Annotated in this window: 15 protein-coding genes; 13 read left to right on the top strand and 2 right to left on the bottom strand. The window is 38.1% G+C overall.

What is annotated here, in order from left to right:
- The first annotated feature begins 53 nt into the window (after positions 1–53).
- On the top strand, positions 54–413 hold the full coding sequence (locus ABXH06_RS14500) for a YbaN family protein (RefSeq protein ID WP_353518669.1): 360 nt from the start codon (positions 54–56) through the stop codon (positions 411–413).
- Between the two features lie 65 nt (positions 414–478).
- On the opposite strand, the gene ABXH06_RS14495 is transcribed toward ABXH06_RS14500, so the two are convergent.
- Entirely contained in the window at positions 479–1,072 is a 594-nt protein-coding gene (locus ABXH06_RS14495) for a DUF4202 domain-containing protein (protein WP_353518668.1), read from the bottom strand.
- 259 nt (positions 1,073–1,331) lie between these two features.
- Between ABXH06_RS14495 and pyrG the strand changes: the two genes are divergently transcribed.
- A complete protein-coding gene (gene pyrG, locus ABXH06_RS14490; RefSeq protein WP_311583062.1) occupies positions 1,332–2,969 on the top strand; it encodes a CTP synthase in 1,638 nt (545 codons plus the stop codon).
- 95 nt (positions 2,970–3,064) lie between these two features.
- On the top strand, positions 3,065–4,363 hold the full coding sequence (gene eno / locus ABXH06_RS14485; protein ID WP_311583064.1) for a phosphopyruvate hydratase: 1,299 nt from the start codon (positions 3,065–3,067) through the stop codon (positions 4,361–4,363).
- Positions 4,364–4,600: 237 nt separating this feature from the next.
- Here the strand turns inward: eno and ABXH06_RS14480 are convergent, their stop codons facing one another.
- A complete protein-coding gene (locus ABXH06_RS14480) occupies positions 4,601–5,500 on the bottom strand; it encodes a mechanosensitive ion channel family protein (RefSeq protein WP_311583067.1) in 900 nt (299 codons plus the stop codon).
- Between the two features lie 207 nt (positions 5,501–5,707).
- On the opposite strand from ABXH06_RS14480, the gene ABXH06_RS14475 reads away from it, so the two are divergent.
- From ABXH06_RS14475 to rpoS, 10 genes are all read left to right on the top strand, one after another.
- Entirely contained in the window at positions 5,708–6,337 is a 630-nt protein-coding gene (locus tag ABXH06_RS14475; RefSeq protein ID WP_311583070.1) for a hypothetical protein, read from the top strand.
- 102 nt (positions 6,338–6,439) lie between these two features.
- On the top strand, positions 6,440–6,733 hold the full coding sequence (gene ftsB, locus ABXH06_RS14470) for a cell division protein FtsB (RefSeq protein ID WP_311583073.1): 294 nt from the start codon (positions 6,440–6,442) through the stop codon (positions 6,731–6,733).
- 9 nt (positions 6,734–6,742) lie between these two features.
- Positions 6,743–7,468, top strand: coding sequence for a 2-C-methyl-D-erythritol 4-phosphate cytidylyltransferase (gene ispD / locus ABXH06_RS14465; RefSeq protein WP_353518667.1), 726 nt, complete (start codon positions 6,743–6,745; stop codon positions 7,466–7,468).
- Positions 7,465–7,986 (top strand): 2-C-methyl-D-erythritol 2,4-cyclodiphosphate synthase, encoded by a 522-nt coding sequence (ispF, locus tag ABXH06_RS14460; protein WP_353518666.1) that lies wholly within the window; start codon positions 7,465–7,467, stop codon positions 7,984–7,986. The genes ispD and ispF overlap by 4 nt, the downstream gene beginning before the upstream one ends.
- 1 nt (position 7,987) lies before the next feature.
- The gene (gene truD, locus ABXH06_RS14455) at positions 7,988–9,037 is read left to right on the top strand and encodes a tRNA pseudouridine(13) synthase TruD (protein WP_353518665.1); all 1,050 of its coding nucleotides are present in this window, start codon (positions 7,988–7,990) and stop codon (positions 9,035–9,037) included.
- A gap of 3 nt (positions 9,038–9,040) precedes the next feature.
- Complete coding sequence (gene surE / locus ABXH06_RS14450) at positions 9,041–9,793, top strand: 5'/3'-nucleotidase SurE (RefSeq protein WP_311583086.1); 753 nt, start codon at positions 9,041–9,043, stop codon at positions 9,791–9,793.
- Positions 9,794–9,803: 10 nt separating this feature from the next.
- Entirely contained in the window at positions 9,804–10,466 is a 663-nt protein-coding gene (locus ABXH06_RS14445) for a protein-L-isoaspartate(D-aspartate) O-methyltransferase (RefSeq protein ID WP_353518664.1), read from the top strand.
- Positions 10,463–11,041 carry a YqaA family protein gene (locus ABXH06_RS14440; RefSeq protein WP_311583099.1) on the top strand — a complete coding sequence of 193 codons (579 nt, stop codon included), beginning with the start codon at positions 10,463–10,465 and terminating at the stop codon, positions 11,039–11,041. Before ABXH06_RS14445 ends, ABXH06_RS14440 begins: the two co-directional genes overlap by 4 nt.
- A gap of 38 nt (positions 11,042–11,079) precedes the next feature.
- Entirely contained in the window at positions 11,080–11,901 is an 822-nt protein-coding gene (locus ABXH06_RS14435; RefSeq protein ID WP_353518663.1) for a peptidoglycan DD-metalloendopeptidase family protein, read from the top strand.
- Between the two features lie 79 nt (positions 11,902–11,980).
- Positions 11,981–12,901, top strand: coding sequence for an RNA polymerase sigma factor RpoS (gene rpoS, locus ABXH06_RS14430; protein WP_311583112.1), 921 nt, complete (start codon positions 11,981–11,983; stop codon positions 12,899–12,901).
- Positions 12,902–12,970: the final 69 nt, after the last annotated feature.

Genomic DNA, 12,970 nt, shown 5'->3' with positions numbered 1-12,970 from the left:
CCTTAGCTAAGCGATAAAATATACCCGTGTATGATTGATTGAGTTAAGGTGACATGTTTTTAAGGGTTGTCGGTATCTTTTTTGTTGGCTTAGCTGGATTAGGTGTTGTCCTACCTATTTTACCTACAACACCATTTTTATTGGTAGCGGCGGGATGCTTTGCTAAGTCATCGCCGCACTTACACCAAAAACTTCTGAATAATAAAACCTTTGGTCCAATGATTTTTCATTGGCAAGAATCGCGTTCAATTCCCAAACGAGCAAAAATTGTTTCGCTGATAACTATGGTATTAGGTGTAAGTTATTCTTGTTGGTTGTTAGACAGTCATTATCTTCGCATCTTTGTGGTGATACTTGTCGCATTTCCTTTTATTTTTGTTGCCCGTTTGCCTTTGGCAAAAGGAGAGAATTAATAACGCTTTACGAACGCTTGGTATGCATTCTCTTAAGTTTTTATTAGCAATTACTCATCGCCTTATTAAGCCAAAGCTTTATTAACTAATGCCGCTAAATGATCAGGCAAGGTTAACGACAGCGCAATTTTATGGCCTCTTTCTGACATTTTTTTCCACGTTAATTGCACGATACGGATGATTTTATCTTCATTATTAACTGCGGTATATTTGGCGGCAAATTCATCGAAATAATATTGTAGAAACACTAAGCAAGCTACATCTTCTAAAGTTTGACTATCAGGGTTTGTTTTTAATTTTTCTTTACGAATGATACAAGCCGTTTTTTCAGCTGATTCTTCATCATAGCCATTTTCGAGCATCAACTGTTTAGTAGTTTCTGCATGAAACTTACCTAATTCTTTTCGCCATGTTAAATACCCTTGTTTACCCGTAGGATATTCAGCGCGTTGCAAATGCCAACGTTTAATGTGTTGTGCTCTAACCGCAATTTGTAGATGTTCATTTGAATTTGGCCAATACTGATTTAAACAAGCCGACATGTATTGGCCATAAATTAATTCTTTTGGCTGTTGTTGATTATTAATAACAGTGAAATTGGGATCTTCTTGGTTAATCGCGTCAATGGCGGCTATAACCTTTTGCAATGGCGTAGTCATAAGAGTGAGTTTTTACATGAGGTGATAATAATATAGTAATGACTTTAATGGTTTTTTCAATGATCTTACTTAATTAAAATCGCACGAAATCATTGCAAAATAATTGTGCAGATTGATCGTCAGATCGTATTGTCGTTTTGCCCTATATTAAGTATAATGTTTTCCCGTCCTGTTAGTGAGGTGTGTTTATCTTAAACAACGCTAAACTAACATAACAAGTTTATATAAAAATTCTGTTTCCCCTGACATTTGGTATCACATGACAACTAGATATATTTTTGTAACCGGTGGCGTTGTATCGTCTCTTGGTAAAGGTATTGCTGCTGCATCACTTGCGGCAATTCTCGAAGCTCGTGGCCTTAAGGTTACTATGCTTAAACTTGACCCCTATATAAATGTTGACCCAGGCACCATGAGCCCTATTCAACATGGTGAAGTATTTGTTACTGAAGATGGTGCTGAAACAGATCTAGATTTAGGTCATTACGAACGTTTTATTCGTACCAAAATGACTAAGTTAAATAACTTTACTTCTGGCCGTATTTATCAAGATATTTTAGCACGCGAGCGAAAAGGTGAATTTTTGGGGGCAACTATTCAAGTTATTCCTCATATTACTAATGATATTAAACGTCGTGTTGTTGAAGGTGCCGAGGGTTACGACATCGCCATGGTAGAAATAGGCGGAACCGTTGGTGATATGGAATCACAGCCATTTATGGAAGCGATTCGTCAATTAGCGTTAGAAGTTGGTCGTGATCGTGCCATGTTTATGCATTTAACTTTAGTGCCTTTCTTGGCTGCCGCAGGTGAAATCAAAACGAAACCAACGCAACATTCAGTAAAAGATTTACGTTCGATTGGTATTTTGCCAGACATTTTAGTGTGTCGTTCAGACCGCGTGATCCCTAACGCTGAACGAGGAAAAATAGCATTATTTACTAACGTAGAAGAAAAAGCCGTCGTATCGATGCGTGATGTTGACAGCATTTATAAAATTCCAGCGATGTTAAAATCGCAAGGGACGGATGAAATTGTTGTGAAACGTTTTGGTTTAGATGTACCTGAAGCTGATTTATCTGAATGGGAAAAAGTGCTCTACCAAGAAGCTAACCCGAAGGGTGAAATTACTATTGGTATGGTTGGTAAATACATTGAACTTCCAGATGCTTATAAGTCAGTAAATGAAGCACTAAAACACGCTGGTTTGAAAAACCAGGTTGCGGTAAATATTAAATATGTTGATTCTCAAGATATTGAAGTAAAAGGTGTTGGACTCTTAGATGAACTAGACGCGATACTTGTTCCAGGTGGTTTTGGCGAACGTGGTGTCGAAGGTAAAATTTTAGCCGCACAATATGCCCGTGAAAATAAAGTCCCTTATTTAGGTATTTGTTTAGGCATGCAAGTCGCGTTAATTGAATATGCACGAAACGTGGCTGGATTAACCGATGCACACAGTACCGAATTTAAAGCGGATACACCGCATCCCGTTGTTGGTTTAATTAATGAATGGTTAGATGAAGAAGGCCAAATCGAATACCGCTGTGAAAATTCTGATTTAGGTGGAACCATGCGTTTAGGTTCGCAGTTGTGTCACATTGTGAAAGGTACCCATGCGTATAACGTATATGGTAGTGAAACAATTTATGAGAGACACCGCCATCGTTTTGAGGTAAATAATAACTACCGTGAGCAATTAAGTAACGCTGGCTTAGTATTCTCCGGTTTATCTACGGATAAAACCTTAGTTGAGGTGATTGAGATCCCAGATCATCCTTGGTTTATTGCTGGGCAATTCCATCCTGAGTTTAATTCAACTCCTCGCGATGGACACCCATTATTTGAAAGTTTTGTTGCTGCCTCGTTTGAACATCAAAAACAGCAATCAAACTAAAATAAAAATAACTAAAACCGTAGCCTAGAGCTACGGTTTTCATTTTTAGAGTTAATTTAGAAGTTTACGTAAACGTAACGTTTAAAGGAAAAATAATGTCAAATATTAGTAAAATTATTGCACGTGAAATCATGGATTCTCGTGGTAACCCGACAATAGAAGCCGATGTATATTTAGAGTCAGGTGCATGGGGCCGCGCTGCTGCTCCTTCAGGTGCATCAACGGGTTCACGTGAAGCACTAGAATTACGTGATGGTGATAAAGCACGTTATTTAGGTAAAGGTGTTTTAAAAGCGGTTGCCGCAGTTAATGACAGCATTGCGCCTGCGTTAATTGGTCAAGATGCCCTAGCTCAAGCTAAAGTAGATCAGATCATGATCGATTTAGATGGCACAGAAAATAAAGAAAAGTTTGGTGCTAACGCTATTTTAGCGGTTTCTTTAGCGGTAGCTAAAGCAGCAGCAAACGCTAAGCATGTACAGTTATTCGAACATATCGCTGACTTAAACGGCACATCTGGTGTTTACTCTCTACCTTTACCAATGATGAATATTATCAATGGTGGTGAACACGCTGATAATAATGTTGATATACAAGAGTTTATGATCCAGCCTGTTGGTGCTGATAGTTTTAAAGAAGCATTACGTATGGGCGCTGAAATTTTCCACGCACTTAAGAAAGTATTATCAGCAAAAGGCATGAACACAGCGGTTGGTGATGAAGGTGGTTTTGCACCGAACTTAGAATCTAACGCTGATGCATTAGCGGTGATCAAAGAAGCAGTTGAAGCAGCGGGTTACGTATTAGGTAAAGACGTAACGTTAGCGATGGATTGTGCAGCTTCTGAATTTTACGATGCAGACAAAGGTATTTACGACTTAACGGGTGAAGGCAAACAATTCACCGCGAATGAATTCTCTGACTTCTTAGCAACACTTTGTGAACAGTACCCAATTGTTTCAATTGAAGATGGCTTAGACGAGTCAGATTGGGATGGTTTTGCTTACCAAACTAAATTAATTGGTGACAAAGTTCAAATAGTGGGTGATGACTTATTCGTGACCAACACTAAGATTTTAGCCCGTGGTATTGAGCAAGGTATTGGGAACTCTATCTTAATCAAATTCAACCAAATTGGGTCTCTAACTGAAACGTTAGCGGCTATTAAAATGGCTAAAGATGCTGGCTTTACTGCTGTTATCTCTCATCGTTCAGGCGAGACAGAAGATGCCACTATTGCGGATTTAGCGGTTGGTACTGCTGCTGGCCAAATTAAGACAGGTTCTTTATGTCGTTCTGATCGTGTGTCTAAGTACAACCAGTTATTACGTATTGAAGAATTCTTAGGTGACAAAGCCATATTTAACGGCCTATCAGAAGTTAAAGGGCAATAATTATTATTTCTTTGCTACTTATCTTTAATAACTGCATCTGTTGTGCTCACTGACTATCGTCAGCTCCGCGCAACCTCTTTGTTCTTAAAGCAAATAGCGTTGAAATAATTGATTATTTTTAGCTTTTTATAAAAATATATTAAAAAACCACTCATTTGAGTGGTTTTTTGTTTTCTAATTCAATGAAATAATAGGAACGAGAGTACTAGCTCATTTTCCAATTTACTTAATGCTTTTCTAACTATCATTCGCAATTAAATGTACATCTCGTTGTGGGAATGGAATTTCTATATTCGCGGCTTGTAGAGCTGAATATATTGCCTTGTTTGCACTGTATTTCGACGCATAAAGGTTTTCGGTTGGCGTCCAAATACGTAGATCAATATTGATTGAACTGTCAGCAAATTCACCAATTCCTATTTGCGGCTCTCTTGAACTACTGGCAATTTTTAGATCTTTAATAACGTCTTCAAGTAATGCAATGGTTTTAATCGGATCTTCTTTATAAGCAATACCTATGGTTAATTCTAATAATGAGTCACCATTGGAGTTAGACAGTATTTCACCAACAATATGTTTATTTGGGATGGTGATTTTTACATTATCTTCATCATATAAAATGGTGTAGGCCAATAAAACTTCTGTCACGATTCCTGTTCTACCTTGCACTGTAATCGTATCGCCAACCACGAAAGGCCTAATTAATATAATATTAAAACCAGCAGCGTAATTCGCTAATAGGCCTTGTAATGCTAAACCAGCACCTAGAGAAACAGCACCTATTGCGGCGATAAATGGGGTAACACTAATGCCTAATTTTCCAAGTGCCATAATGCTGATCATAATAACAATCAGCATTTTGGTGGTATTTGATAAAAAATGGCTTAACGTAGTATCAAGGTTATGACGTTGGCATAAGCGCAAAACAAAGTTAGCGATTTTACCCGCAACAATGTAACCGAGAATAAAAATGATAAGGGCGCCAATTAACTGAAAGCTATAATTGGAGAAAAAATCGATAATAAGATTGTAAAAATAACTTACTTGGTCTATCTCATCTTTTAATAAGGCGGCAGGATCTAAAGATTTGGCGTTTAAGGTTTTATTTGCCGTTTCACTCTCTGTTTCACTAAACATTGACAGTATTGCTCTATTTTTTGAGGATTTACGATATAGTGTATTGTTTTTTTTAAACAATGCTAAGGGGAATTTGAATTTCAGTAACTTTTTTGTTGATAAATGACTTTAAGACTTGCTTTGATAAACTTCTTTGGTGAATTTTAATAGACAATGCAGTATGCTTAAGCCTTAGGCAATAAGCTAATAAAAAATAACCAATATTTTATGACTGAGCAAGTTTCACTATGGCAAGATGATACCAAAACAGCAGACTTTGCTGAGCTTTGTAATGCCTTATATGAACGTGAAATTATGCTTTTAGCTCATAGTGAAATTCACTCTTTGCAAGTTTTTCAAGGACGTTTAAAAAGTTTACCCTATTATATTAAACGAACCGCTCATTTAATGTTTCAAGCAAAAACTCCCCTGACTATTGATGTGCAAAATGCCAGTTGGTCGGCAAAGCAGGCCGGACATATGCCGCTTAACGGTCAAGATATTGACAGCGTGAACCAATGGTATTTATCGACAGAATTAACGCATGGCTTAGTGATCCCAATAGAGCATGAATCATTTATTGTTTTAGACTCCATTGATCGTATCGATAAAAATAACAATAGAATTAGAACCAATGTTCATGGCTGGTTTTACCTTGACAAAAATCATGAACAAAATAACCAATCTCTTCAAACAAACCGGCTGTTAAAACCGAATAAACGAGTAATGACAGCAGCTTGTACGGGCCATAGCTGGGTGAATGATCAAAAAGTAAACCCGCATATGCCAACCCTGCGAGAATTATTACTTTCATGTGCAATTAATTGGCGAAACTTCAAGCAACCCGCTCATGTTTAGGATCTTGAAATACAATAAAGCGTGATTTGTATTTACACCAGCGAGTAGCCTTTTATAATAGCCTTTTAATCTATCGTTTTTAAAAGATCTATTTTCAATAATATGCGCGTTATTACTATTGTATTGCTGATATTTTTAGTGTTATTACAATACCGACTGTGGTTCGGAAAAAATAGTGTGCCCGATTACTTATCGCTTGAAGACGAAGTTGCTCGACAAAAGATAGATAACGACAAATTACGTCAACGAAATAAATTACTCTATGCCGATACCGATGATTTAAAGTCTGGCAGTGACGCGATTGAAGAACGTGCTCGAAATGAATTAGGCATGATTAAAAGCGGAGAAACATTCTTTCGCATTATTCCCAATAAAAAAAAGCATAAAAAGGGTTAACACGACAATATGCCTACTAAGAAAATTCCTTTGGTTGTTGTCGTTCCCGCGGCAGGGGTTGGCAAACGCATGAAGGCCAATTGTCCCAAGCAATATTTAAAAATAAATCAAAAAAGCATTTTAGAACATACTGTTTCGCGTTTATCTTCACACCCAATGATTAAAAAGATTATTATTGCGCTGAGTCATGAGGATGAATACTTTTCAGAAACTAGGCTCTCAGAAAATAGCAAGGTTATGGTTGTTGATGGTGGCAAAGAGCGGGTTGATTCTGTTTTAGCTGGTTTAGCGGTGATTGACCCGCATGAATTTCCTTGGGTATTAGTGCACGACGCGGCTCGTCCTTGTTTAACGTTAAATGATTTAAATCATTTAATTGAAGCTTGTTTATCGAATGATAAAGGCGGTATTTTAGCTAGCCCTGTGCGAGATACCATGAAACAAGGCTGCAATGGTGTTATTGAACAAACGATCGACCGTGAAAATCTCTGGCATGCATTAACCCCTCAAATGTATCCAACGCTTCAATTAAAAGCCGCGATAGAACGAGCACTTTCAGCTCAGGCGATCATTACCGATGAGGCCTCTGCCATTGAGTTTACCGGTGAAGTAAGCCAATTGATCTCCAGCAGTAGTGAAAATATAAAAATTACCCAACCCGATGATTTAGCTTTAGCAGAATTTATTTTGAATAAGCAATCGAAAGACAACCAAAATATACAGGAAATGCAATGAGAATAGGTCATGGTTTTGATGTCCATAAATTTGGTGGGCAAGGTCCTATTGTTTTAGCCGGCGTAGAAATTCCTTTCGACTATGGTTTTATTGCTCATTCAGACGGAGATGTTGCTATTCACGCCTTATGCGATGCCCTATTAGGCGCGTTGTGTTTAGCCGATATCGGTAATCATTTTCCTGATACCGATGGTCAATATGAAAATATTTCTAGTCGAATTTTACTACGGCATGTAGTTGGATTAATGGAAGAAAAAGGTTATGAACTTGGCAACGCTGATATCACAATTGTGGCGCAAGCCCCTAAAATAGCGCCACACCTTTTCGCCATGCGAACTTGTTTAGCGGAAGATTTACATTGCAACTTAGATCAAATAAACGTGAAAGCAACTACCACTGAAAAATTAGGTTATGTCGGCAAAAAACAAGGTATCTCGGTGCATGCGGTTGTGTTATTGACAGAAAATAAATCATCAAACGAAAAGACTGAAAATGGTCATGTTAAGGTGAGTCAATAAGATGTTACCGACTTTTGATTATCTTTATGGCAAACCAACTGTCACGGGTGATTTACGTAGCAGTGAAAACGACTTCAAAGTCTTTGAACAGCTACCTTTCTCTCCATGTGGGGAAGGTGAGCATTTATTTATACATCTTAGAAAAACAGGGCAAAATACAGGATTTGTCGCCAAACAATTAGCCAAATATTTTTCCGTAAAAGAAAACCTCGTCAGTTATGCTGGGCTTAAGGATCGTTTTGCGGTTACCGAACAATGGTTTGGTATTCATCTTCCTGGAAAACAAGCATACGACTTATCTGATTTATCTATTGATGGCGTAGAAATTATTGACTATGCCCGACATAATAAAAAGCTTCGCATCGGCTCGTTAAGTGGTAATCGTTTCGAAATCACCTTAAGAAATGTCTCAGATATTAATGAATTACAACGCCGGTGGCATGCTGTTACGGCATTTGGTGTACCAAATTATTTTGGTGAACAACGCTTTGGTATTGATGGCGGAAATATTGAAAGAGCAATCGCTTTGTTTGCAGGGCAAAAAGTAAAAGATAAGAAAAAACGGGGCATGTATCTTTCAGCCGCCCGTTCGCTGCTTTTTAATCACATTATTGCAAAGCGTATTGAAAACAATACTTTTGATAAACTGCAAACGGGTGATGTATTAATGCTTGCTGGTAGCCAATCGGTTTTTTTACTTGAAGCTATTGATGACATTATTGAACAACGTTTTATCGAAAAAGATGTTGATATCACTGCGCCATTATGGGGAACAGGGCAGTTAATGACGTCTGGAAATCCTTATACATTGGAAGAATCATTGCTTGAAAGTCATGCTGATTTTTGTCACGGACTAGCGAAATTTGGTTTGAAACAAGAAAGACGACGTATTCGCTTATTAGCAAAAGATGGCGCAATCACAACTAATGAAGCGGAAAAATGTGTCACGGTAACATTTACTTTGGCGGCAGGTTGTTTTGCTACCACGATATTAAGAGAGTTACTTGTTTATAAAGATTTAACCGCACGAGTTGGCTCACGCATTGGATAAATTATGAGAATATTATTAAGTAATGATGACGGTGTGCATGCACCAGGCATCAAAGTGTTATATCAAGAGCTAAGTAAATTTGCAGATGTAACCGTGGTTGCACCTGACAGAAACTGTAGCGGTGCAAGTAACTCATTGACGTTAATGAACCCATTGCGTGCAGAAAAATTAGACAATGGTTTTATTTCTGTGAATGGCACACCCACAGACTCCGTTCATTTAGCAATCAGCCAACTGATGGATCCATTACCTGATTTAGTGGTAGCAGGTATAAACCGCGGGGCTAATTTAGGTGATGATACCTTGTACTCTGGAACTGTCGCGGCCGCAACTGAAGGTCGACATATGGGGATGCCAGCAGTCGCAGTATCTTTAGCAGGTAAAGATGAAAGTTATTATCAAACAGCGGCTATTGTGGCGGCTAAATTTATTCAGCGATTAAAATTACACCCTTTACCGAGTGATCAAATAATCAATATTAATGTCCCCAATATTACTCTTGAAGCACTCAAAGGAGTGAAAGTGACTCGCTTAGGGCATCGTCATAAAGCCGAAACTATGAGATCCACTCAAGATCCTTGGAAAAGAGATATTTATTGGTATGGCTCTTTAGGTGCCGAATTAGATGCCGGTGAGGGCACTGATTTTCATGCGATAAGTGAAGGTTATGCCTCTATCACTCCGTTAACTATCGATATGACAGCCTATAAAAGCATGGCAACAATTACAGAATGGATCAGCGATTTTACAATATGAGAATAATAAAATGAATGTCAGAGTAGGAAGTCGTACCGGCGGAAAATCAACCCGCAGTGGAGAAATACTGGCACAAAAGTTATATGCTGAAGGCATTGTTAACCAACAAGTTTTGCAAGCTATCTCTCGTAGTCCAAGACATGTGTTTATCCCCGAAATACTGGCGCATAAAGCATATGATAATACGGCATTGCCGATTGGCCAGGGACAAACCATCTCTCAGCCTTACATTGTTGCGAAAATGTCAGAGTTATTATTAGCTGATGGCACGCCAGAAAGTATCCTTGAAATTGGCACAGGCTCAGGTTATCAAACCTCTATATTGGCGCAATTAACCCCAAAAGTCTTTTCTGTTGAACGAATAAAATCATTACAGTTTCAAGCAAAGCGTCGCTTGCAAGCCATGGACTTACATAATATTTCAATGAAACATGGTGACGGATGGCAAGGGTGGAAATCTAAAGCACCGTTTCAAGCGATCATCGTCACTGCCGCTCCTTCTGATATACCACAAGCTTTGCTAGAACAACTTGCTGATGGAGGACGTTTAGTCATTCCAGTGGGTGAAGAAACGCAAATATTAAAAATTATTACTCGTCGTGGCGATAATTATGACGAACGTCAAATTGAAGCGGTTCGTTTTGTTCCTCTAGTTCCTGGAGCCGTGCAATGAAAATATTTTCTTGGCTATACGAATGGACATTAAAATGGGCGGAGCATAAATTAGCCCCTAAAATATTGGCGATACTCACCTTTGCTGAATCGGTATTTTTTCCTATTCCACCAGATGTTTTGTTAGCTCCTATGGTTTTAGCTAAGCCTAAGAAAGCTTGGTTATATGCAAGTATTACTACTATAGCGTCAGTATTTGGTGGTATTGCGGGATATGCACTGGGGTTTTATATGTTTGAACCTTGGATACAACCGTTAATCACTGAATGGGGTAAACAAGCAACCTTCGATCAAGCGGTGCTTTGGTTTAATGATTGGGGTGTTTGGGTGGTATTTATAGCGGGCTTTTCACCTGTGCCTTATAAAGTATTCACTGTCAGCGCCGGCTTTTTACAAATGGCTTTTTTACCTTTTCTTTTGGTTTCTGCTATTGGTCGTGGCATGCGCTTTTTTTTAGTGGCAGGAGTGATACATTATGGCGGCGAACGTATGGAAAAAAGTTTACGAAAGTGGGTTGATGTTTTAGGCTGGTTGGTTGTTGGCTTAATTGTTATTTTGTATTTTATATTACGATAAATAGTGATTATCAAGAAAACAAAGGGTTAAGGGGATACGTGTTTTTTAGAATAGTTATTCTAATGTTGATTTTGTTTATTGTTGGTTGTTCTTCAAGACATACGCCTGCCCCTGTAGTTGACGTAAATGCACAATTACCGCTAAGTAAAAAAATTAAAAACAGCTTAAAAGCTACTGAATATATAGTTAAAAAAGGTGAAACTTTATATTCTATCTCTTGGCGAGCGGGCTTAGACGTTAGAACGATAGCACAACTAAATAATATTCCTGCGCCTTATCAAATATTTCCCGGACAAAAAATATTTTTGTCTCCTAAATTAGCGAAAGCTAGTAAAAATAAACCCTCCCGTGAAAGTATACAAAAACAACCTCAAATAGTGGTAAAAAAACCTATTGCAACAAATAAAAAGCAGGAGTATGGTGAAGTTACGAGAGGGCAAAAAATAGTCAAAAAGCCTTTAAGTAAAACAGGTTCATTCTCACAAAAAGTAAAACGTTGGGTGTGGCCTGTAAATGGTAAAATTATTGCTAAATTTTCAACGAGAAAACAAGGTAATAAAGGAATAGACATCGCAGGTAGCCGTAATGAACCGGTAAAAGCAGCAGCTGATGGCAGGGTGGTTTATGCTGGTGATGTGTTAAGAGGATATGGCAAGTTAGTTATTGTTAAACATAACGATGATTATTTAAGCGCTTATGCTCATAACGATCACATTTTGGTCAAGGAACAGCAAGCTGTAAAAGCCGGGCAAGTTATAGCAAAGATGGGTGATACTGACGCGGAAAGAGTCATGCTTCATTTTGAAGTTCGCTTTCGTGGAAAATCTGTTAATCCATTAAAATACCTTCCGAGAAGATAACAACAATACTATTAATAATTGGAGCTAACGTGAATATTTAATCAGTAATTTCAGCTTTGCTAATGACGGGAGAAATGGCATGGGCATAGAAAAAGAACTAAAAAAAGTTAAAGCAACTATCGAAAAAAAGGATGTTGATACTAAAATTCAGGATGATGCGCCATCAAACTTAGATGCAACTCAGTTGTACTTAGGTGAAATTGGTTTTTCTCCACTCTTAACTGCAGAAGAAGAAGTATACTTTTCTCGTCTTGCCTTAAAAGGTGACGAACCCTCAAGAAAACGTATGATTGAGAGTAATCTACGTTTAGTCGTAAAAATTGCACGTCGTTATAATAATCGAGGCTTACCCTTATTAGACCTTATTGAAGAAGGTAATTTAGGCTTAATTCGCGCGGTTGAAAAATTTGACCCTGAACGCGGCTTTCGATTCTCAACCTACGCAACCTGGTGGATACGTCAAACCATTGAACGTGCCATTATGAATCAAACACGCACGATTCGATTACCCATCCATGTTGTTAAAGAATTAAATATATATTTGCGTACTGCACGCGAGTTAGTACAAAAACTCGATCATGAACCTACCGCTGAAGATATTGCACAAGAGCTTGATGTGCCTGTTGAAAGTGTCACTAAAATGCTGCGATTAAATGAACGTATCGCATCGGTGGATACGCCTTTTGGCGGTGAGTCAGATAAAGTATTGCTTGATGTGATCCCTGATGAAAAAGCAAGAGGCCCAGAAGGTAATTTACAAAATGACGATATTAAAAATAATATTGTTCATTGGTTAAATGAGTTGAACTCTAAACAGCGAGAAGTACTAGCAAGACGCTTTGGCTTACTCGGTTATGAAGCTGCAACATTAGAAGATGTTGGTGTTGAAATTGGTTTAACTAGAGAGCGCGTTCGCCAAATACAAGTAGAAGCGTTAAAACGTTTACGTGATATTTTAAGCGCACAAGACTTATCAATCGAGGCCTTGTTTCAAGCTTAGATAAATCAATGTTTGAAAAATATCGATAGTAAAACAACCATTAAAATAAGAAAAACCAGCTTAAAGCTG

This window comes from Thalassotalea sp. SU-HH00458 (genome assembly GCF_040362795.1).
GTDB classification, from domain to species: Bacteria; Pseudomonadota; Gammaproteobacteria; order Enterobacterales; family Alteromonadaceae; genus Thalassotalea_H; species Thalassotalea_H castellviae.
Note: the sequence above shows the minus strand (reverse complement) of the source record. Positions and strands in the feature narration are given on the sequence as shown.